Source organism: Streptomyces sp. AC550_RSS872 (assembly GCF_019049285.1).
GTDB lineage: Bacteria > Actinomycetota > Actinomycetes > Streptomycetales > Streptomycetaceae > Streptomyces.
This window is the reverse complement of the sequence record NZ_JAGMUL010000092.1, coordinates 122786-144013: the sequence shown is the minus strand read 5'-3', so window position 1 is coordinate 144013 and position 21228 is coordinate 122786. Positions and strand designations below refer to the sequence as shown.

19 protein-coding genes and 3 pseudogenes are annotated in these 21228 nt (G+C 67.2%); 8 read left to right on the top strand and 14 right to left on the bottom strand.

What is annotated here, in order from left to right:
- Positions 1–51: 51 nt before the first annotated feature.
- Positions 52–1368 carry an MFS transporter gene (locus KUM44_RS30395; protein ID WP_217212963.1) on the bottom strand — a complete coding sequence of 439 codons (1317 nt, stop codon included), beginning with the start codon at positions 1366–1368 and terminating at the stop codon, positions 52–54.
- An 89-nt stretch (positions 1369–1457) separates the two neighbouring features.
- Between KUM44_RS30395 and KUM44_RS30390 the strand changes: the two genes are divergently transcribed.
- Positions 1458–2435 carry a winged helix-turn-helix domain-containing protein gene (locus KUM44_RS30390; protein ID WP_217212962.1) on the top strand — a complete coding sequence of 326 codons (978 nt, stop codon included), beginning with the start codon at positions 1458–1460 and terminating at the stop codon, positions 2433–2435.
- A gap of 474 nt (positions 2436–2909) precedes the next feature.
- Here the strand turns inward: KUM44_RS30390 and KUM44_RS30385 are convergent.
- Positions 2910–3017 (bottom strand): annotated as a pseudogene (locus tag KUM44_RS30385) (transposase); the annotation flags it as partial.
- A gap of 122 nt (positions 3018–3139) precedes the next feature.
- Positions 3140–3361, bottom strand: coding sequence for a transposase (locus KUM44_RS45915; RefSeq protein WP_254390318.1), 222 nt, complete (start codon positions 3359–3361; stop codon positions 3140–3142).
- 272 nt (positions 3362–3633) lie between these two features.
- Here KUM44_RS45915 and KUM44_RS47710 point away from each other — a divergent pair, with 272 nt between their 5' ends.
- From KUM44_RS47710 to KUM44_RS30365, 3 genes are all read left to right on the top strand, one after another.
- Positions 3634–4017 (top strand): glycoside hydrolase family 55 protein, encoded by a 384-nt coding sequence (locus KUM44_RS47710; protein WP_217213089.1) that lies wholly within the window; start codon positions 3634–3636, stop codon positions 4015–4017.
- 292 nt (positions 4018–4309) lie between these two features.
- Positions 4310–4657, top strand: a complete 348-nt coding sequence (locus KUM44_RS30370; RefSeq protein WP_217212961.1) for a hypothetical protein — start codon at positions 4310–4312, stop codon at positions 4655–4657.
- Positions 4658–5311: 654 nt separating this feature from the next.
- Positions 5312–6109 carry a hypothetical protein gene (locus tag KUM44_RS30365; RefSeq protein WP_217212960.1) on the top strand — a complete coding sequence of 266 codons (798 nt, stop codon included), beginning with the start codon at positions 5312–5314 and terminating at the stop codon, positions 6107–6109.
- 248 nt (positions 6110–6357) lie between these two features.
- Here KUM44_RS30365 and KUM44_RS30360 read toward each other — a convergent pair whose 3' ends face one another.
- The 4 genes and pseudogenes from KUM44_RS30360 to KUM44_RS45905 all read right to left on the bottom strand — a co-directional run bounded on the left by KUM44_RS30360 (position 6358) and on the right by KUM44_RS45905 (position 9204).
- Complete coding sequence (locus KUM44_RS30360) at positions 6358–7167, bottom strand: IS5 family transposase (protein WP_217212959.1); 810 nt, start codon at positions 7165–7167, stop codon at positions 6358–6360.
- Between the two features lie 65 nt (positions 7168–7232).
- A complete protein-coding gene (locus KUM44_RS30355; protein ID WP_217213101.1) occupies positions 7233–7628 on the bottom strand; it encodes a hypothetical protein in 396 nt (131 codons plus the stop codon).
- A gap of 110 nt (positions 7629–7738) precedes the next feature.
- Positions 7739–8133: pseudogene (locus tag KUM44_RS47330) on the bottom strand (transposase); the annotation flags it as partial.
- A 252-nt stretch (positions 8134–8385) separates the two neighbouring features.
- The gene (locus tag KUM44_RS45905) at positions 8386–9204 is read right to left on the bottom strand and encodes a hypothetical protein (RefSeq protein WP_254390317.1); all 819 of its coding nucleotides are present in this window, start codon (positions 9202–9204) and stop codon (positions 8386–8388) included.
- A gap of 732 nt (positions 9205–9936) precedes the next feature.
- On the opposite strand from KUM44_RS45905, the pseudogene KUM44_RS45900 reads away from it, so the two are divergent.
- Positions 9937–10181 (top strand): annotated as a pseudogene (locus KUM44_RS45900) (transcriptional regulator); the annotation flags it as partial.
- Here the strand turns inward: KUM44_RS45900 and KUM44_RS30340 are convergent.
- The 7 genes from KUM44_RS30340 to KUM44_RS47705 form a co-directional block, all read right to left on the bottom strand.
- On the bottom strand, positions 10150–10308 hold the full coding sequence (locus KUM44_RS30340; protein WP_217212958.1) for a hypothetical protein: 159 nt from the start codon (positions 10306–10308) through the stop codon (positions 10150–10152). The pseudogene KUM44_RS45900 and the gene KUM44_RS30340 overlap by 32 nt on opposite strands.
- Before the next feature lie 85 nt (positions 10309–10393).
- Positions 10394–12244: a peroxidase family protein gene (locus KUM44_RS30335; RefSeq protein WP_217212957.1), complete on the bottom strand. Its 1851-nt coding sequence runs from the start codon at positions 12242–12244 to the stop codon at positions 10394–10396.
- Positions 12241–14178: a GMC family oxidoreductase gene (locus KUM44_RS47325; protein ID WP_217212956.1), complete on the bottom strand. Its 1938-nt coding sequence runs from the start codon at positions 14176–14178 to the stop codon at positions 12241–12243. Before KUM44_RS47325 ends, KUM44_RS30335 begins: the two co-directional genes overlap by 4 nt.
- Positions 14175–14474: a hypothetical protein gene (locus tag KUM44_RS30325; RefSeq protein WP_217212955.1), complete on the bottom strand. Its 300-nt coding sequence runs from the start codon at positions 14472–14474 to the stop codon at positions 14175–14177. The genes KUM44_RS47325 and KUM44_RS30325 overlap by 4 nt, the downstream gene beginning before the upstream one ends.
- Before the next feature lie 811 nt (positions 14475–15285).
- The gene (locus tag KUM44_RS30320) at positions 15286–16434 is read right to left on the bottom strand and encodes a hypothetical protein (protein WP_217212954.1); all 1149 of its coding nucleotides are present in this window, start codon (positions 16432–16434) and stop codon (positions 15286–15288) included.
- Between the two features lie 96 nt (positions 16435–16530).
- On the bottom strand, positions 16531–18177 hold the full coding sequence (locus KUM44_RS30315) for a hypothetical protein (protein ID WP_217212953.1): 1647 nt from the start codon (positions 18175–18177) through the stop codon (positions 16531–16533).
- Between the two features lie 872 nt (positions 18178–19049).
- Positions 19050–19445 carry a hypothetical protein gene (locus KUM44_RS47705; protein ID WP_374202088.1) on the bottom strand — a complete coding sequence of 132 codons (396 nt, stop codon included), beginning with the start codon at positions 19443–19445 and terminating at the stop codon, positions 19050–19052.
- Between the two features lie 357 nt (positions 19446–19802).
- Here KUM44_RS47705 and KUM44_RS30310 point away from each other — a divergent pair, with 357 nt between their 5' ends.
- From KUM44_RS30310 to KUM44_RS30300, 3 genes are all read left to right on the top strand, one after another.
- On the top strand, positions 19803–20360 hold the full coding sequence (locus KUM44_RS30310; RefSeq protein ID WP_217212952.1) for a DUF3291 domain-containing protein: 558 nt from the start codon (positions 19803–19805) through the stop codon (positions 20358–20360).
- Between the two features lie 60 nt (positions 20361–20420).
- Positions 20421–20588 carry a hypothetical protein gene (locus KUM44_RS30305; RefSeq protein ID WP_217212951.1) on the top strand — a complete coding sequence of 56 codons (168 nt, stop codon included), beginning with the start codon at positions 20421–20423 and terminating at the stop codon, positions 20586–20588.
- A 307-nt stretch (positions 20589–20895) separates the two neighbouring features.
- Positions 20896–21225, top strand: a complete 330-nt coding sequence (locus KUM44_RS30300; protein WP_217212950.1) for a transposase family protein — start codon at positions 20896–20898, stop codon at positions 21223–21225.
- Positions 21226–21228: the final 3 nt, after the last annotated feature.

Here is a 21228-nt window from a genome sequence, read left to right as displayed (position 1 = left end):
GGGGCGGGGGTGGGGTGCGTGACGGCTCGCGGCCTGCCCGGCCTGCGACGGTTACTGCGCGGGAGAACTACGCGCATGCTGTTCGGTGCCGTTCTCTGATCCCGTTGAGTAGTTCGGGACGGGAACCGGGGAGGTGGACGGGTGCCAGGTGAGAAGCCAGCCGGCGGTAAGCACCGCCGCGCCGCCTGCCAGGGCGATGGCGCCGCCTGTTCCGATGCCTGCGGCCACCGAGCCGAAGCAGACCGGCCCGACGCCCTGCAGCGTCATGCTGCCGGAGCCGAGCAGACCGAAGGCCTGGCCCTGGCCATCCTGCGGCAGGGCGTCCAGGAACGGCCGTTGCAGGCCGAGACCGTAGGCCAATCCGAAGCCGCAGAGCAGCAGCAGACAGGACGAGACGCCCACTCCGGGCTCGGCAGCGAAGCCGACCAGCGGCAGTCCCGTCAGCGCAATCAACGGGACTACCAGTCGCTCTCGTGTCGGTGGCCGTAGCAGTCGACCCACCAGCAGGTCACCGACGAGCATGCCGACCGGCAGACAGCCCATCAGCACCGCGTACCAGCCGGGCGCGAAGTGGCGCCCTCCCGCGTAGGCGACGATCAGACCTTCCGCGCCCGCTACGGACGCGGGCGGTAGCCACTGGGCCAGCATCAGTCGTCGCACCGTGTCTCCGCGCAGCAGCAGGCCGGCACCGTGCAGGCTTGCCCGGACGGCTCCGCCGTCGCCCCGAGCGCCACCGGTTGTGCCGCCGAACTCTCCCGGCTCCAGCCGGGGTAGCCGGATGCGGATAGCTAGCGCGCAGCCGAGGTAGAGCGCGGCGCTCACCGCGAGCGCCCGGTGCGGGCCGAGTACCGCGACGACCGCACCTCCCAGTGCCAGACCGAACAATTGCGCGCCAGAGGAGGCGATGTTGTTCAGTGAACGGCCCAGCACATAGGCGTCGCCCTCCAGCCACTGCGCGACCAGCCGACTCGACGCGCCGCCGAACACCGGTGTGGCGAGGGCGACCAGCGCCACGACACCGAGGCTTGCCGCGATCGGCATCCGCACCAGGGCGAGCAACAGGGCGGCGGCGCCCTCCAAGGCGTAGCCGCCGGCGATGAGGGCACGGGGCGGCAGTTGGTCGGCCAGTGAGCCCAGCAGCAGCGAGCCGAACAACTGCGGGAGAAAGCCGATGCCGAAGGCCAGTGCGCTCAACAGCGCGGAGCCGGTGGCCGCGAAGACCAGCACCGAGAACGTGGTGATCCGCAGCGAGCCCGCGGTGATCGCGACGGCGCGGGTCGAGAAGAGCAGCCGGAATCGCGGCTCGGCCAGCACCTCCCGGTACGTGGCACGGTGGTTGCCCTGCGCGGTTTCGGCGGTTGGGGTCATGACGCGCAGCCTCGCCGGGCGCCCACGCCACTCACCAATGATTCGTCGCTGGACGAATCGGAACAGACGTCCGGCGGTAGCATGACAGGGTGCTCCGCTTCGAAGTCTCCGTCGAGGACCTGCTGCGCAGCCGCTTCGCACTGTCGCCCGCGATGGACCTCTGCCTACTGCTGCGCTCGCTCGCCGGTCAAGACCGGCCGCTGCCGCGAGCCTGGGCCGCCCGGCTCCTGCCGGCCTTTGAACGGCTTCGCCGTGAGACCGAACTGGACGCCGTCCTCGCCCTGCACAGCCCTCAATCAGGACCGAACTTCGTCGCCCCGCCCCCGCGCGGCCTCAACCAGACCTGGGCAGACGACCTGGCCCTGATCAGGGCCACACCGCTGGAAGCGGCCCGCCACGAATTCGCCACCACCGCGACCGGCCCGTCCGCCCGTGATCCCCGCGTACGCGCAGTGCTGGACTCCACGGACGCCGTCTCCAGGATCGCCGAGGCGATGGACCAGGCGTGGCACGAGCTGCTCGCCGCGGACTGGCCGCAACTGCGCGCGATCTGTGAACGCGATGTCGTGCACCGGGTGGGTGTGATCGGCGAACACGGATGGGCCACGACCATCGAGAGCCTGCACCCGGGCATCGCCTGGCGCGCCGGCGGTATCGAGCTCGGCTTCTTCCGAGGCGGAACCGTCCGCCTCGCCGGCGACGGGCTGTTGCTGATCCCTTCTGTCTTCGTCGGGAATATCGCCGCCCACCTGGAAGACCCCTGGCCCAGGACCTTGGTCTATCCGGCCCGCGGCACCGCCGCCCTGTGGGGCGAACAGGAGACTGTTCCCCAACCGGACGCGCTGACCGCTCTGGTCGGCCGGGCCCGAGCCCGGCTGCTGTTGGCGCTGGACGCCCCGGCCAGTACCAGCCACCTCGCCCGAAGCCTCGCCATGGCACCCGGCGCGGTAGGCGACCACCTCGCCATCCTGCGAGGCGCGGGGCTGCTCGTCCGCGCCCGGTCCGGACGGTCGGTGCTCTACCGCCGCACCCCGCTCGGCGAGGCACTGGTCGGCGGTTCGGGCTGAGGCTCAGATCAGCACTTCTTTTTGAAGCACCGTCAGCAGATGATTGCGCAGCCGAGGGTGAGGAAGGCCTGGTGGATGTCGGCGCGGATTCCCAGCGGATACGCAGTCGTCAGAACCAGCGCAGAAGCGCGAAGGCCGCGTCGACGACCCAGCGGTTCTTGCCCCGGCCGCTTCCGTGCTCGGTGCCGCGCCGGGGGATGAGCGGGCGGATGCCCAGCGCATGGATCTGGTGGCGGTAGAGGTTGTGGTCGTAACCGCCGTCGGCGTAGAGGACGTCGGGGCGCTGACGGGATCGTCCGCGCTGGACTGGGAGCGCGTCGACGGCGGGCCGACCGAGACGAGGTACGGCATGAGCCGGTCGCCGACCCCGCGGCCGTCACGTACGCCAGCGAGATCACCCTGTGCCCGGAGGCCGCAGCCATCCTCGGGACACACGAAAACCACCGACCTGGACGCGCGGCCCTTGCGCGGCAGGGCACGCTCCAAGGCCGGGAAGATCTGTAGGAGTTGTTCGCGCAGCCGGTTGATCTGACGGGTGCGGTCGTGGACCAGGTCGAGGCGACGGCCGGTGAGAATGCGCAGATCGACGGCGACTTCGTCGCCGGGCCGCAGCAATTCCCCCTTCATCGACTGGGAATCGATGACCGCCGCACTCGGCTCCGGTGCACGGCGGACCGCCTGGTGCAGGCGTTCATGCAGTTCGCTCACCAGCCCGTATCCCGCCAGCGGGCAAAGAAGGCATACACCCGAGGCCAGGGCGGGAAGTCCGCGGGCATCGCCCGCCACTTGATGCCGTTGTCGACGACATAACGCACTGCGTCGATCATCTGCCGGTGGCAGTAGCCTTCCGGACGGCCGCCCCGACCCGCCAGCCAACCCGGAACCGGCAGCAGATCCCGCACCAGGAACCACTCGGCATCGCTCATATCCGAGCCGTATCGGGGCCGACGATCCGGCCGGTCGGCCGCGTTCCCGAACCTGTGGGCGAGACAGTCACACCCAGGAGTGGACGGACTGGACCCGGCAACGCTGACCACGCGACACTTCGACAAGAGGGCCTCTTGCCTCTCGCTGGACTCGACAACCGCGAGCTACCAAGAGACCCTTCTTCCATGCCTGCCGACCGGCCAACTCACCCGAATCAGCATGCTGTTCGAACCCCGCCGACCACGCGAGCGGATAGCGAACAGCCAGTCAGATCCCCAACGTCGCGTTCGTCGGCTACAACCTTGGAAAAGACGTACCGCGCCTGACGGCCACTCTCAATGTTCAGGACTTCGGTGCGTTTCCGGACACTCCTGAAAACTCTTCCGGGAAATTCAACGCAGCGCTTGACGCTGCAGGTCGCCTCGGTGGGGGTGTGGTGCGCATCCCCGCCGGCACGTACCAGCTCGATGGCGTGGTCCTGCTCGGCAGCGACGGGGTGGTTCTCCAAGGACGGAAGCAACAAGACGATCCTCAGGGTGAGGCGCTCTCTCCAGGACATCGTTGGGGTGAACAGAAGTCGCGACGACCATCGGAAGTCGGCCTGGAGCTGGTCCGGGGGAATCATCTGAATCTGTCCGGACAAGCGACATCGTGACTTTGTGGATCGAATTCAGCGTGGTGCGTGGCCTCGGGAGAACTGGCTGGGTGACCGAGGTGAGGACACCCAGATGCCGCCGGGCTCGCGGTCGCGCGCGACCCGCACGACGTCTTCGCGGAACTCCATCGGATACGGCTTGGGTACTGCAACATCCTTCCAGGCCGCCTCTCAGCAAGCCAGGTCAGGTGTCACCGAATCCCGCAGCAGTCCCCTGGGCGATCAAGGCCAGTGGCAAAGCATCAGTGATCGAGCCGTATCTGCGGCAGGTGGCTTACCAGCAGCTGTAGCTGTGTTCGCTCTGGCGAGGCTTGGCTATCAGACCATCAAGGTGTTCTATCGGCGCTCGGTTGAGTCGTGGGTGGCGAGGACGAACCTGGAAGCGATGCCCGGCACAGAGCTGGTCGATCCCGACGCTTCCGGTCATCCCCGCGTGCCTAGCCGGTCAGGCGGGTGGCTCCCCTGGTTCGAACGGGCCGAGATTGAGGACGCGGTGCGCTCTGCGCCTGATGCCGAGGCGCTGGTCGTTGAAGTAACCAGAGTTGGCGATACCTTGCGCTTTGCCAGGCGAACAATGCTGATCTTCGTGTTCGTGGTGATCGTGTTCGCCGTCGCATGCCTGCTGATCGCTACGAGGTAGGCCGTGGCTCCCTTGTTTGCATCATCAGGGTCCCTACACCGCCCGGCCATTCGTCACCCGGAGCGTTCCCAGTCCGGCGTTTTCCGCGACAGCTCGAGCGTGGCCAGACCGGCTGAACCGACATCCGCAACACAAACTCGGCACGACAACGTCTCCAGTCTGATCTCGAAACCGATCAACGTGTTCGCCACCAACCCACGGGGCCATCCCCGAAAATGACGGCATCGGACCCGCGAGTTCCCACTGAAGAGCCTTCAGTTTCCTCGAACTCGCGGAGATCACGGCCCTGTTCTTCCGAAGCTACGGCAAAGCGACGAGTAGCCCTCTGTAGTCAGAGTGAGGCACAGTCAAAGGGAGCAAGGTGGGGCCCGGGAACATCGCCGGCCTGGAGGGCAGCGATGTTCCCGGGCCCCACCGCCGAACCGTTCCATCTGGGTTGCCCGCCTGGCCTGCGCCGAGATGCGGGGCGGCTCGCCGTGGCGCAGAATTAATGAGAGCGTCCCAGCAGCAGCAACGGCCGGCCTGCGGGGGCGGAGCAGTGACTGGCCGGTCCGCAAGTACGGGCGTCCTCCTGCAGACCGCACCGCGGCGACGCATTCCCCGCCACGTCCAGCCGCGCCGCGCGCGTCCGAGTGTGAGGAAAGGGGAGCATCCGTGACCACGCCAAACACCTCGATCCTGTTCTACAGGTCCGACAACGGCCAAGCAGGGACGGGCACTCTCTCCGGCGGCCGCTGGCAGGCCAAGGCGATGCTGCGCCTCCCGACCGGGTACACGCACGGCGCCGCGAGCCGTGACTCGCTGCTGCTCTACAACCAGGGCACCGGGGCCGGGGAGGTCGGCACCTTCACAGGCGGCACGTACACCCGAGTCAAGACCTACGGGTTCGCCCCGGACTGGACTTTCATCGAGGCGTCCGCCGACTCCGTGATCTTCTACAACGCGACCGGCCGCGGAGTAACGGGCACCCTCATGAACGGCGCGTTCCAGCAGGTCCGCGTGTACAACGACTTCAGTTCGGGCTGGGGCACCATGGCCTCCTCCCGCGACACGCTGGTCGCGGCGGCCCGGCACGGTTCCAGCGAGTTCCCCTGGAGCAACGTGGGGTACGGCAGCCTCTCCGGCGGCGTCTACACGGACAAGGGCAGCATCCCGAGGGACGACTTCCTGGGGACGTTGACCGCCACGAGCGACTCCGTGCTGTCGTGGGCTAGGGCGGGCGGCGAACTCGAGTTCCGGGTGTCCAAGGCTACCAACGGCACCGGCATCTCCTTCCAGAGGATCGGAACCTCCGGCATCTGGAACAAGGTGGGCCGGACCTCGGACAGCCTGTTCTTCTACAAGGACGACGGAACCGCCTGGACCTCGACGCTGGTGAACGGCAACTACACCAACGTCGGCCCGCTAGCCCAGGTCTCCTCTGGCTGGACCCTCATTGAGGGCGGTGTGTGAGCCCAAGACCGCCATCCGCTATGCGGACTCAGCCCGGCAGCTTCTCCAGGCCGACCTCGAAGCCGATCCCGCGTGTTGACCGCGAACCCACGGGTCAACTCCCGAGAATGGCAACCCTGGCCCCTCAGGTGCCCGCTGAATAGGACGCCATTTCACTTGGTGAGTCTGCGGTGGCAAATGAGAGCCGCGGCGATGGCGGTGAAGGCGAGGAAGTGTTCCGGCCTGCGCTCGTAGAGCTCGTAACACGATCATGGGCGGGCCTTCTTGAGGCGTCTCCAGCAGATGAGGCGGCAGGCGAGGGAGACGAAGGCGTCGTGGAGTTCGGTGCGGCGTTCCCATCGGACGGCGAGTCGTTTGAAGTGGTGGAGCAGGGCGAAGGTCTGCTCGACGACGTAACGGAGCTTGTCCATACCCTGGATGTTCGGGGCGCCCTTGCGGGAGATGACAGGCAGGATCCGCCGCTTGCGCAGTTCGCGGCGGTTGGGGTTGGAGTCGTAGCCCTTGTCTCCGAGCAGGGCCTCTGGACGCCTGCGAGGACGGCCGGAGCGGTCGGCGACGGGTGGGATGCCGTCGACGAGGGCGAGGGTCTGGGTGACGTCGTTGACGTTGGCTGCGGTGGTGATGACCTTGAGCGGAGTTGCGCGTCCGTCGCAGATCAGGTGGTGTTTGCTGCCCGTCTTGCGCCGGTCGACCGGCGACGGACCGGTGTCGGCACGCCCTTTTTTCGCACGGACATGGGAGCCGTCCACGCAGGCCCGTGACCAGTCGAGTTGGCCGGCCGCGTTCAGCTCGGCGAGCAGGATGCGGTGCAGCTGGTCGAAGACTCCTGCCTGCTGCCACCGCTCCAGGCGCCACCAGCAGGTCTGTCCGGAGCCGAACCCCAGCTCCAGCGGCAGGAGTTGCCAGGCTATGTCGTTGTAGAGGACATAGAGGATGCCCTGGAGGCAGAGCCTATCTGCCACCGGCCGCGGACCCGGTGACCGCTCGGGCCAGGGCGGCAACAGCGGTTCGATCAGCGCCCACAAGTCGTCGTCCACGATCCACGGCCGAGTACTCACAGCATCACGAACGGCCGAATCATCAGACCGGTCACGCCCAACCAGCGCACCTCAACAAGATCGTGTTACGAGCTCTTAGCGCGGTATTTACGCTCGAGGGCGCGAGCCGTTTTGCCCAGCGAGGTCTTCACCGCACACGTGGCTTCGGTCACCGCCAACTGCACCTCGGCGGCATGGGCCCGTGCGGCGCTCCTTCCCTGCGTGAGCGCATGCCGATCCTCCCGGATCTCGTCTGGGGACGCGTAGGCGTGGCCGGCTTCGCGCATGCACCGCGACCAGGCCTCGACCGCTTTCACGAAGCGCGGGTCCTTGACGAGATGCGGAACGTAGAGGGGCGTCAGGCTTGTGGCGATCTTATTGACGCGGAACCAGGTCGCGGTGTCGCCGTACAGATTCCCCTTGGCCTCGGCCAGGCAGCCCGTGCTGGTGGTGCTGATGGTGCCGCCGGCGGGAAGATCCACCGACAGTTCGCCCTTCGAGGGGTCGCCGTCCAGGGTCTTCGTGTAGCGGACGAGATCTGCTTTCGGGAGGGCGTTGGTGTACGCGGCATTCGGGTCGGCCAGGCGAGCCCGCTCGGCCTTCTTCCGGTGGTGTCGGCGGGCACCCCCACGGCCGCGTGCAGGCTCTGGGTGTCGAGCACCACCAGGCTCGGGTCGGCCTTGCGCCCCCGGCTCTCGCGGACCTGCCAGCGCAGCAGGTCGTGGATGGCTGGTCGGTGCCGTCGTCACGCCACTTGCAGAAGTAGTACTTCACCGCTCCGACCGGCGGTAGATCGCGGGGGAGGTAGTCCCACTGGCAGCCGGTACGGGACTGGTAGAGCAGGGCGTTGACGATCTCCCGCATCGCGTAGGCGCCTTGGTGGCCGCTGACGGAGGGATGCTGAGCCTTCCAGGAGGCGATGACCGGCTCGATCAGGGCCCACCGCTCGTCGGACAAGTCGCTCTTGTAGGGCTGGCGGTCGCTCACGAGGAACACTCCAGCACTACAGGACTCCCCGATCAGTCCCGATACGCCTGTGCCACACGTTCCAGCGACAGCAAACGCGGCATCTCGTCACATCCCGCCCTCTCAGACCTTGTCGGGCTACGCAGCCGCTTCTCCCCACGCGCTCCCCAGCGCCGCCCGTACTCCCCAGATTCTCCCCAGAAAACCTCCCCGCCAATGGTCGATGGGGCATGGCGGGAAGGCTCCTCGATGACTTTCGGTGGTCACGCAGAGTCAGGGCAGCAGATGCAGGGCCAGGACCAAGCCATCCTGGTGTATCGAGACGGGGCCGTTCCACTCGTCGTCCCAGGTGTCCGAAGGCCACTTGGGACGTAGAGCGTGGACGTCGCTGCGGTATTGCTCCCGGCGGCCGTGACTCAGGTGGGTGAAGAGGTCGGCATGGACGCCGGAGAATGCCTCCACGCGTGTTCCGTTGAGGCGGAAGACGTGGTCGGTGCCGACGAACGGAATGCCGAGCAGTGTGCATGCGGCGTCCTGGACGCTGTCGGTGGCCGCGTGGGCGAACCCAGCGGAGAAGCGTCGGCTTCCCTGGCGGGTGGTGAGGTACGGAGCGGTGGAGTTTCCGTCGCCGGCGAAGGCTGTGAGCCCTGCGGCGGAGGTTCGTGCAAGGACGTGACGGAACCATCCGGAGAGTTCCGGGGTGACGTGAACACCGGGTACCACGGGTGCCCCCTTGCCGTCGTGGGCCAGGGGGTGGATGCCTGGGGGCCATGCCTCGTCGCGGAGCCGTTCGTTCAGGTTCCCGAGGGGGAAGCTGTCCGTGCCGGACAGCCAGCCGTCTGTGCCATCGGCAGCCAGTGCGTGCACGGTGAGCGACTCGGCGAGGGGCAGTTGTGTGCTGAAGATCAGGCCACGTGTTTCGTCGGGGATGCAGATGTGGACCCCGTCTATGTAGACCGAAGCGTCCGCGAGTTGGCCGAGTGAGTCGCTGGCTTTGCCGTGGTTTCCGCGGGAGACGACAGGGAAAATGCGCGACGGTTCTCCGGGTTTCCAGACCTCTGCGAAGTACTGCGGACGGTACCGGTAGCCCATCGTGGTGCCCTTGTCCGCTGTTCAGGGCCCAACCTGCACGGAGGGCTGTGTCTGCCGGGACGATCGATACCGCATGGTCCGGGTATCGCCGGCTGAGAATTCGCTCGGAGAGAGCCAGCGCGAATCCGACACCAAGTTCCCCGGACTGGAGCGCCTTGTAGTAGTCGGCCGTGTCCCGTCCCTCGGCGGAGAGCCCCATGTAGGAACTGGGGCCGCCGTTGAGTGCCAGGCTGTACTTCAGACTGCCCCAGTGCTCGGCCAGGCCGCGGGCTGCTCCGCGGCGTGCCAAGGAGATGGCTCGTGCGAAAGTGTGCAGCACGTCCCACGGCGTCACACGGAGTGAGCCGCCGAAATCCGCGGCAGATAGCGGCCGCAGGCCCGGTTTGCGTCGAAGGGCTTCGAGGTCTTTCACTTTGCGTTCCTCGTCGTCCGCCGCAGCTGCGGCACTGACGTCCCCGGCGAGCGCCGAGGTGGAATGGACGGCGACGTTTGAATACCGTGCGAGATCCTCCAGCGCCTCTTCGGCCGAAGACCCCTGGCCTCGACTGAGTTCGCAGAACTGAAGGCTGTTGGGCGTGGCCCTGAGCTGCCCTGCGCCACGTTCACGCAAGCTCCCGAACCAGCAGGTCAGGTCCGGCTTGTGCTTGACGACAACTCGTGATCTCTGAACCGAACCTGCTGTAATCTGGTCCCGCCACAAAGCAGCGCACGCCACCGTGAAAGAGAATTGAAGTGCCAGAGCGCACCATGGAATTCGGGAAATACGGGGCCCGTGGCATGAAAGGCCACGAGGCCGTCGCACGTCAGCTCGATGCGCTCGCCAACTTCGTCGCCACCCCGATCACTGCACGCCGCGGGCTGCTGGCCCGTCTGCACTACTTCACCCGCACCGACCACGCCCGCCAGGCAGCCCGCGAGGCCGGCCTCACCGTCACGAGCGCACGTTCAGGGCATGGCTGGACGGCAAGCGGGGTCCAGGCGGCCCATGATGTCGCGCAGGCCCGTGGCCTCCACCCCGGCGGCCACAAAGGCCACCGCGATGGTGCCGACGGAGGTGCCGGCGGAGCGCTCGAAGGCATGGCCCTTCTCCAGCAGGCCGATCACAGCTCCCGCGGCGCCCAGGCCGCGAACCCCGCCGCCCTCCAGGACGAGGAAGGCTCTGCGACCTTCTGCCGTCCCGGCTTCCTCCTCACTTCCGCCCGGCGACGTTCCAGGGCTGGAAGGCGTTCTTCACTCCGGCCAGTGCGGTCCGTAGATCCGGGTGGTGGCGCAGCAGCACGGTCCCCATGGTGTTTTCGTCGATCCAGCGCAGTCCAGCCTTCGAATAGACCTCGGGCGTGTAGTACTCGGTGAAGAACCGATCGCTGTTGAGCCGACGCGAGGCCATGAGGATGAAGATGCGGAACGCGGTGTCGCTGAAGGCGAATCCGGCGGGGAGTTTCTCCGCGTACAGGCCCACGGTCAGGTCCACCTTCTCGATGTCGCCGCCGTAGACCCGCTTGATCTGCTCGGCCCAGTCCCGGTTCTCGGTGAGCTCCTCGAAACTCGCGGCGGGCTTCAGGCGCAGCAGCCGGCGGAACTCGTTGTAGCGGGGGACACCGAGTTCCCTGCTGCGCAGGATGTCCGTGGCCGCGAGGTCCTGCGGGTGACCGTCCGGCCGCTCGAACTCCTGGAGGAACTTCGGGAAGTTGTGCATGGTGACCAGGCCCGGGTGCAGCGTGCCGAAGCTGTAGAGCAGGTCATGCATGGGGACGGTGTCCATGACCTTCAGTGCCTCGGGACCGGCGAGATCGCGGAAGGTGGCCTCCCGCAGCGTGGCGTCGTCGGCCGCGGCCCGCAGATGCCAGTCGTCGCGGACCAACGGGTGCATGCGGTAGACGGCGACGAACTCCTCGGTGAGCGTGTACGGAACGCCGTAGTGGTCGGTCTCGGCACCGGGGATGCCGCTGATCACCTCGGAGTTGCTGATCCGCCCGAAGAGGTTGTGTGCGCGCTCGCCGGCGAGTCCCCACCAGTTGGTGCGCAGCGCGGTGACGGTGGTCGGGTGACTGATGACTGCCGGTGTCCACTCCACCGTGTGGATCTTGGCGAGGAGGGCGGCGTTGACCAGCCTGGCGCGCTGGAAGAGCTCCTCGTCGTCCCAGCCGGGGTACTGCGTGTGGAGGTGGTCACAGATGGCGTTGTGTTCCTTGGCGAACAGCGTCTGCATCATCGCGAGCCCCAGCCAGAAGCCGGGCACCCGGGACGGGTCGTGGTCCGGGTCGGACGGGAAGGGTGTCCCGTCGTCGCCCCACAGACGCAGCTTGCCGTTTTCCCCGGTGCGCAGGACGCGCTGCTCCTCCTCACTCGACCCGTAGATCTGGGAGGCGTCCCACCAGTGCGAGGAGACGTTGACGCGCGTGTCGGGGGTGCTGGCCGGGGCGTGCGGGTCGCGTGTGGGGTCGTCGGGGGTGCGCATGATCTGCATGGGTCGCTCGGGCCAGGGGTCGTCGTCGCGTAGCGGGATGGTCCACGGCCGGTCCGTGGGGCTTGTGCCGTGGCTGAACCAGTCGCGCACCATGAATTGCAGCCAGGCCGCCACGAGGGAGTTCACCGTCTCGGCGGGGATGAACTCGTCCCGGGTGAGCAGTTCGCGGCTGACCACGCGCGGGTTGGGCGAGGAAAGCACGTCTGCGGCCGAGACCGGAGGGATCTGCTCCAGCGGGATGTTGCGGCCGAAGCGGGTGCCGGCCATGCCCATCTTCGGCTGGTCGAGGTCGTTGTAACTGCCGTCGGCCGTCCGGTTGACCAGGTATGCCTTGCCGTTCCGCGGTGCTGGCTCGGGTACGTTCACTGCGGGGATCCGGTTGGTGTCGTGCAGGTTCTCCTGCCGCAGCTTCACCCGAAGCCCGAGCAGGGTACCGAGTCCGAGCGGGACGGGCAGTTTGTCCCAGCCGATCCTGCGGTCCAGGAATTCGGCGACGCCGGTGACGACACGCCAGGGCAGGGTGCGTCGGTAGCCGGACCTCGCGTTGCCGGCGGACGGTTGCTTGTGAGTCATCGGTTCCTCCTGGCGGACGGTTCGACGGTGCTTGGTTCGCTGGGCGGCAGGGCTTCGGCGAGGATCACGTCACTGGCCTTCTCGCTGATCATGTAGATCGGAGTGGCGACGAAGAATCCGGGAATTCGGGGGAAGACGGAGGCGTCCACGACACGCAACCGCTGCACGCCGCAGACCCGGAACCGGCTGTCGACGACGGAGGCGGGATCGTCGGGACGCCCCATCGGGCAGGTGCAGGACGCATGGTGGCCCCACGCCTCGTCCTGCACCCAGCGGCGGATCTGCTCACGGGTGCGGACACCCTCGCCGGGCCACAGCTCCTTCTTGATCACGTCTTCGGCGCGGCGGTTCATGCCGCGCACGAATTCGACGGCGTCGACCATCGCGTTGAGGTCCGCGCCGGTCTTGTCGGTGCCCTCCGTGAAGTAGTGGAAGTTCACCTGCGGGGTGTCCCGGGGATCGGCCGACCTCAGGCGCACCCGCCCTCCTGTGTTCCGTGTCCCGGCCTTGAGGACTGCCCAGGTGAAGCGGTCCTTGCGCAGCAGCCCGTCCCGGGAGTAGCCGGGGTAATAGCTGCGGAAGTCGGCGGGCAGCCCGAAGACGAACAGGTCCGGTGCGTCCAGATCGGCACGGGACTTGCGGGTGATGCCGACAACGGCTCCGTTCGTGGTGTAGAGCCCTTTGCCGCGCTGCCAGTCGCGATAGCAGCGGTCGGGTGGCGTGCCGGGCTCGGGCGCGTGGAAGGAGCAGCCTTTGATGATCGGGAACTCCCGGGCCATCTGGCTGACCACGCCGACCTCGTAGCGGTCCTGGAGGTTCCGGCCGACGCCCTGCCGGTCGACGCGCACCGTGATGCCATGCCGCTCCAGCTCATCGCGCGGGCCGATCCCGGACAGCATCAGCAGCTGCGGTGTGTTGAAGGCACCAGCGGCCAAGATCACCTCGCGCCGGGCCAGCACCAGCTGCGGCGACGCGAGGTGGGGGTCCCCGTCGGCCGCGGGATCGGCTCGGTAGGCGTGCTCGCGGGCGAGGTACTCGACCCCGACCGCCGCGTCGTTCTCGTCCAGCACGACGCGGGTCACCAGCACGTGCGGCCGTACGACGAGCCGGTCGGGGTACTTCTCGCGTACGGCCGCGACCTGCTCGCGTACGGCACTGCGCCGCCCGTCGGCGGTGACGGACATGGGAATCTGCCACAGCCCTTCGAGCGCATCGGTCTGCACGCGCCAGTCATTGGGGTCAACCAGGGCGCCCAGGCCCTCCAGAGGCGACAACGGCCGACCGAGGAAGTCGGCGAGCTCGCCCTCCGCCGCGTTCAGTACGACCTTCAGCAGCTGCTTGTCCTGGATGATCAGCCCGGGGTCGGCCAGCCGTGTGGGCAGCCAGCCGTCGAATCCGTGCCGCGACCCGTTGACGTACCGCCCGGAGACGAACGGCAGCGCCCGAAGCAGCGCTGCCAGCAGCCGGTTGGACGGCAGTGTCCTGGGGCGCGGCCGGTATTCGCAGCGCTCCAGCCGCTCGAAGTAGGCGCGCATGGACGCGCTGCTCCAGGAGTCATCGCCGGTCGCCCGGGCGATTCGATCCCAGTCCGCGTTGTACGGGTAGACGGTGATCAGCGCGTGGTGGGCGGAGCAGCCGCCGATCGCCCCGGCCCGCGGGTAGAGGATTCCCTTGCCGGGGACGGCCTTGGTGTCGCGCTGGTGCTGTTCCTCGTCCGCGTAGTGGCGCACGAAGTAGTCCCAGCGCTGTGCGGGGTCCTCGGTGGCGTCGGGGTGGAAGGCGGGCACCAGGTAGTTGTCGTTGGTGTGCTCGCCGCCTGCGTCGAGGAGCAGAACCCGCATGCCGGCTTCGGCGAGGCGGGCGGCGAGCGGCCCGCCGCCGGCCCCCGCCCCCACCACGACGTAGTCGAACCCCTCTGCGGCGGTCGCTGTCACGTCTTCTCCTGGCCGCCGGTCAGAGCACTGACGGCCAGCGCGGTGTTGACAGCGGAGATCAGGGTGGTCGGGGCAGCGGTGCGGGGTGCCAGATGGCCGCGGAGCCCGAGCATTGCCGCAGTCACCGTGTCGCTGCCATGGATGAGCACACCCTCCCGCAGGTCCTGCGTGAGGCGCTCGTCGCGGCTGGTCAGCAGGTCGAGGCCGAGCAGGCCGGCGGCCCCGTTGAAGAGCCGGATGCCGGCCAGCCCGAGAACCGCCGCGGAACGAATTCGGGCAACACGCTTTCCTGACATGGTGTCCTCCCTGAAAGGGACTGCGGGGCGGCGCAGCTCACCCAGGTAGTTGTCCCTGCCGGACGCGTCTCGACCCAAGCCACCCGCGAGAACCACCCGCTCGGCCCTCGGACCGGCAACGCGAAGTGACGTCGCCACGGATGGTCCGCTCGGGTGGTCCGCTCCCGAGGCGATCTGGTCCGGCCGAGCCGACGCGCGCTGCCACCGGTGGTTTGTTAACGGTGGGGTCTGTGCCGGAGCAGGTCGTGAGTGAAGGCGTCCACTACGGCCTGGGGAGTCTGAGTAACGGCTACTGCTGCTTGGCGAAGTTACTGGTGTCGGCTTCGGTGAAGATGCCGAGTTTGACCAGGAGCTTCTGCTTGGCCCGGTGCCTTTGACCTTCTCCGGCAGCACTTCGTGACCGAGGGCCTGATGGAGGTCCTTGGCCCGCAGGGGCCGGTCGCCGCGTCGAAGACAGCGAGGATGTGCGGGTACCGGTGTTCGGCAGAAGAACGGAGGTGAGGGGAGCCGGTCGGCGAGGCCGGTGCTATTGGGCCCGCTACGGAGCTTCCCTGCCCGGCTTCCTCGTTCAGCGTGCCGCGGAGCGCGGGATGACGTCGCTCACCCTGACCGACCGGAACATCGTCGCCGACGCCGTTCCGACTCGCCACAGCCTCCGCGGCCGCCCAAGTCGGCCCGGTTGTCGGCGTCGCCGTCGCCCCACACTCGCCGCAGGCCCCAAGCCGGGGCCGACCCCCACAGGGCACACCGCAAGATCCGTGTTCGCCGTACCGGGCCTGGTGAAGCGCGACGCGCTCCGCGATGGAACGTGTCAGGTGACGCGGGAAGAGCGGTGGGAGAGCGTGGGGCGGGGATCCAGGAAGTGGCCGGAGGCGGAGAATGCGGCTGCGTTGAAGCGCTCTTCTCGCAATTCGACCGCCGGGAACTCCTTACAGGCGGTCTGCGGCTGGGCCGTGGACTCGCCGAACCGGCAGGCGACGCCGGTGAGCCTGATCGTGATGAAGTCCGCGATCTGCGATCCGAACTCGATGGGCCTTCCGCCGATGGTGATGTCCCCGACGGCAAAGCCCTTGTCCGCGGGCACCGCGTAGACCGCGCGGACACGGTGCTCCGAGTCGCCTCTCAAGTACGTCCAGTATTCCTTGGGATCGGAGCCGTCCGGGGTCTCCCAGCCGTCCGTGGACAGGTCGTCGAAGTACAGGCCCACTGGGTCGGCGAGGGTGATGTCGGCCTTCTGGCGGGCCAGGGCGTTGACTCCCGCGCCGATGTGCGGATCGCTGTTGCGCTCCGCGGCACCGTACTTGCTGCAGGCGATCAGCTCCTGCTCGGTGGTCAGTTCCTCGCCGTTGATCACGCGCCGGATGGTGGCCGCCGCAGCCAGTTCGATTTCCGCGCCCAAGGTGTTGTTCGGCTGAATCAAGTGCATGGCGCCATGGCTCGTGGAGTTGTTCCACTTGTTGCGCGGCTGGTATCGACCGCTGGGCGAGAACAGATCCTCCTTGCGTACGTCCGGACTGATGAACCGTTGGTAGAGCTCAAGTGTCTTGTCCGGGTTGGTCTGCGCCAGGATCTCCCAGTACTCGGGGCCTTCACAGGTGAACGTGACCTCGTTGATCTTTCCTGAGTCGTCGCGGGAGACGCTCCACTCGCAGTACTCGTCCTGGACGTCACGGCTGGCGTCGGCGCGCTGCCATCGCTGGAGGTCGGAAATGGAGGTGATCTTGATGATGCGGGGGAACGCAGTCCATCGAATGGGGGCGTGCTGGAGGTCCGGGGCCGTGTCCGTGGTGGTCAGGTTGTAGAACTGCGGTCTTGGGCTGTCGTTCAGTACCTGGTCCGGATCGGGGCCTTGAATGGCCTCGTCGACCGTGTCGGAGATGAACGTGTTCCAGGCCTTGCGGCCGAAGTCGTCCAGATCGTCGAGGTTGCCTGGGGGGCCGTAGGCTTCCAGTTCGGCCATGGCGTTCTCCTTGTATGCGAGGGCGAGCGGGAACCAAGTGGGCGGCAGGGCCGCCGAAGGTGATGCCGGGGACACCGGGACCGGTGAGTGGCAGCGTCAGGTCAGCTCCGCGACGGTGGCGTCCTCACGCATCGCCAGCGGCGGGGCGTCAGGGCGAATATTGGTGACCGGCAGGGTGAGTTCGAACTCGTTGAGCTTCATGCGGCGGAAGTGCCGACGGCGCGACTCGGCCAGGCGGACAAAGTCATCGAAGCCGGTTTCGGTGCGGATGCGCTCGGTGACCCCGCGCAGGTACGCGTCCACGCGTTGTCCGAACACTGTCCGCCAGGCGTCGTCGGGTACCTGCCACTGCTCGGCGAAGCGGCCTTCGGGGCTGTCCGCGGGCAGGGCGCCCGCGGCGTCCAAGATGGCTTGTGCGACTTTGTCGCACAACTCCACCGCCTTGGTCGGCGTGGTCGGCACGTACCGCATGAGGCGGCTTCGGGCAGGGCTGAAGACGGGGCTGGGAAAGTCCACCATCAGCACACAGGCCGCGAACTTCGCCGGGACAAGCCCGTGGCGGACCATCTGCCGAACCACCTCGTTGTCCTCGTGAGCTGCCTCGGGCACCACGAAGGCGAAAAACGTGTCGCCTGGTTGCGAGAACCCGCTGAACTTCTCCTCCAGCCGGAAGCCGAACCGGGTCAGGCTGGCGAGGTATCGGGCGGCCGGCACCCTGGGCGGGGCGGCCTGCGTGGACAGGCGAAGGTCGTCGAACAGGGCATCCTGGTTCAGCCAGAAACCCGTGGGCAGCGTGAGGTCGGGACTGTCCGCCGTGATGCTGCTGCTCTGTCTGTCGGTGCTGGCGAGATTGACCGTGGTGCTGGTGAAGAGATGGCGCAGCAGCCGGTCGGGGTGGTCCACGAGGCCGCTCGCGGTGACAGCGGCTAGGCGCGCCGCCGTCCACCGGGTGATGAGGGATCTGACGGTCAGTTCCAGTTGCTGGGCCCCGATGACCTGCTGGAACAGCTGGTCATCGTGCAGCGGGTCATCCTCGGCGAGCCGGATCGTGGCCCGCTCGGACTGCCAGTTGATCCAGGGAATCCTCAGCTCTTTCATCACGGCGCTGCCGTTGACGTGGCTGTCGAAGCAGCCCTTGCCGCGCGAGTCGGGTTCCAGTGCGTCCCAGGAGTTGCCCGCCCAGACCCAGCTGGATTCGAACCGAGCGTAGAAGTTGAAGACCCTCGCTTGGGGATCCCATCCTGCGACCTGAAGGAATCCCGCCTGGGGGTCGCCACCAGCCTGGGTGCTGACCAGAAGGTCAACCTGACTACCTGCTACGGCAGCGGTGACCGCGAACCGCATGTCGCGCTCGCCGATGGCATCCGGCGGGATCTGCCCGGCCTCGCTGACCAGATACACCTTCCGTGAGGCGGCCGCCGTCGCGGGGAGTCGGGACAGCAGGTCCTGCACGGTGGTGGGAAATACGCCGACGCGGAAGAACTCCACTGCCATCGGGTCACCCAGCGATGTCAGTTCCTCCTCGCTGACGGGCCGCGCCCGGTCATCCCTACCGCTGATCCTGCGGTACAGCCGCCCCCGTTCCAGCGCGGTGGAGCCGGGTCCGCAGCCGTCGTCGGCGAGGCCCTGGTCCAACGGGGGGTGGCCGAATGTCTCATCCAAGCCACCCGTGGCGCTGACCTCCTCGAGGGCAGTCGCTCTCGTCCAGGCGGTCGCACGCCGCAGCTGCGTGTGGTCGGGCATGGCCACTCCGCTCCCAAAAAGATGAGCATTTTCAGTTAATGCTAAATATCAACGTCCAAACGAATACCCGGTCACGAAAACCCATTTCAGCCGCGGTCGCGGATCCACTCAGATGGCCTACCTGCTCATCGCTTCTGCCTTCGCCACATTCCTCATGAATGGCCCGCCCTTGCACTCCTGGGTGACGGGCCAAAGTGATGCCCAGCCGGCGAGGGTGAACTCGATGACGGCGTCAGGCAGTCGGCCAGGGCGTCGGGAGCGCGGTCTGTTCGGCCGGGTCGAAAGTCAGTTGGCACCGTGTCTTGACGGCGATCCATTCGGTGGCGTGCTTGCAGCGGTAGCCAGTGGCCTGCGGTGCCAAGTCGTGGATCCTGATCGGCCTTGGAGCGGTTGCCTGTCAGTCGTCAACCCGCTCTGACCAGCTAGTCAGCCACTCCCGTACGGCTGGGACGGGGGGGGAGTCTCACGGGAATCTGACGGCATGCGCTGCCTGGATGCGTGTGCTACGACTGGCAATACGCTCGCAGGTTGCTGGGGACGCGGGCCTGATCGGCTAGCAGGCCATCTCATTTGGACAATTGGGTCCGACGACCCGAAGGACGCCCACCTCTCCATCCGGGGTACCAGCATCTAAACCAAGTTCCCCACCCCCGGCTGGTTCCGCATAAATCGACATCGGAGAACCGCGGCGTATCCTCAAGTGCGAGTTCTTGGCGGGTGTCCGCTCAGCAGGGCGGGATGGTCTGTGGCCCACTGGTTCCTTAAAGCACCGGCCAGCCGCATGGGTATCGACAGCGAACGGCTCTTGGCCGCCGCGGAGTGCCTTCCTTCCCTCGTGCCACCCATGCGAGAGGATCCCTGTCCTCCCGGCGTTATGCGACGGGCACGCCCGCCTGGAACGCGGGGTGACGTGCCGTCGCCCTTGCCGCGACACTGTCCAGGCAGCCATCGAAGACGGGTTCAGCAGGCCAATAATCTTCGAGAAGAACAACTGCTTCTGCATCGCGGCCTGGGTGGACGCAGACTGCGCACCACCGCCATCGACCACGGCGCCCGCTTCGGCATCGACGTGCACGGCCTCCAACGCCCGCCTCCTCGGTGGCCTGCAACGGGGTGAACGAGGAGGGACCGCCGCAGCGTTGACGGTCTCTGAGCCCGGGCGGGCCCGCCCGGGCGAACTGGACACGCCAGCCGCACACGGTATCCAAACGCATCCCCGCGTCCCGGGCGATGCATGCGTTGGAGCGTCCATGCGCGGCGTGCAGCACCACCTGTGCACGCTTCCGCAGCCGTGCTCGGTCTTGTGGCCGTAGGCCATCTGCGTGGTGGGCGAACCGATCGGCCGAAGTGGATCACTGGTACCCCGCGGCCTGCCCCGCCCGTCACCGCCCCAGCCCCGCGATGACAGATGCAAGAGGGCACTTGGACAGGGAAAACGCAACTTCGACATGGCCCGCAGAGGCATCTACCTTCACCTGGTCTTCGGCGATCGCCCACGGTCGCCCAGGAGTTCCCTCAGGCTGAGCCACCCGCGACGGGATGAGTCGGTCACGCCCCATCCTCGCCCCCAGGCGTAAGCCACCGAACCGGGTCCACACCAGGCACCCCCAACCAGGGAGAGACGCATGTCCCATCTTGCGCTGTACACATTCGGCGTCCTGAAGTCACCTCTCGCCGATCCCGCACCTCTCATGCGCGAGTTCTACGACAGGGGTGAGGCCGTGTACCGGAGGATCAGTCAGCACCCCGGGTGCCTCGCGCGTGCTGAAGCGGCAGACGGTGACCGGGGCATGCTCTTCGAGGCGGACTGGGGTGCATGGGGAGAGTTCGTCGTACCGACTTGGTACGGCAAGGGCCGTACGGTGGAAACCACCGCACTGGCCGCGACCCTCTCACTCTGGACCGACCTGCGCTCCGCCTTCGACGCCGTCTACACCGGTCTGCACCGTGAGGCGCTGAACAGGCGCTACGACTGGTTCGACAGGACAGAGCACCCGAATTACGTGTTCTGGTGGGTCTTCGACGGCGTGATACCTACCTGGCAGGACGGGGTTTCCAGGCTGGAACACCTCCATGACCACGGCTCCGCGCCGCACGCATTCACCTTCCACCACTCGTTCGCCCCGGAGGGAACTCCGACCAGGATCAAAGGCATCGGGCCGAAGAGCGACCAGGTTCGCTGACCAGGAAACCTGAACGACTGGTTTCGCTGTCAAACGCCTCGGTTGAATGACGGCGAGCAGATGCGTCTACGCCACGGCGGATCCGCCAGTACCTGGGGCTTCGCCCTCCGTTTCGCGGGCACCGATGAGTGCCAAGACGCCATCCTGCCCACCAGCGGTTTCGCCGGCACCCCCGAAGACGCCCTCGGCTGCGCCTGCGGCCTCTACCTCACCGACCCCAGCCTCTGACTCCGCACCACACACAACACAGGCTCCACAGTCAACCTCCGAGGGGTTTCGGAGTCGACCACTGAGGATCGGTGGGGAAGATGCTCACCAGGGAAGAGGCGTAGGGTGAACGCGTCGCAATCAAGCGCCTGTGGGCCAGCCGGGAAGTTCGCGCGGGACGAGGCGGCGATCGGGAGCGAGCAGACGTTCCGCTCCCGCACGCCGTGGGACTGGCGGCTGAAGTGTCGGCGACGGCTGAAAAGTGGTTCTGGATCACTTTCGGTGCTGAGACCACGAAGGGGCACCAAAACCGCGATCATGAACGGCCGTGGGTGATGTGCTCCTCCAGGACCTGTGGTTCCACCAGGTCGCAGGTGTCGTGCTCGAAAATGCCGTGGCTGAAGGCAAGTTGGTGATTGTTCTAGCACGGACGACTGCGAGTCAGGCCGCGTGTCCGGCGTGCGGAACGCTGTCGTCCCGGGTGCACAGCCGGTACGTACGTCGGTTCGCCGACCATGCGGTTGGTGGACGGCGAGTGCTGATCGAGTTACGGGTGCGGCGCTTCCGCTGCCGCGGACGATCCTGTCGGCAGGCGACCTTCGCCGAGCAGATCGACGGGCTCACCTTCCGGTATGGGAGGCGAAGTGCCGGTCTGTAGAAG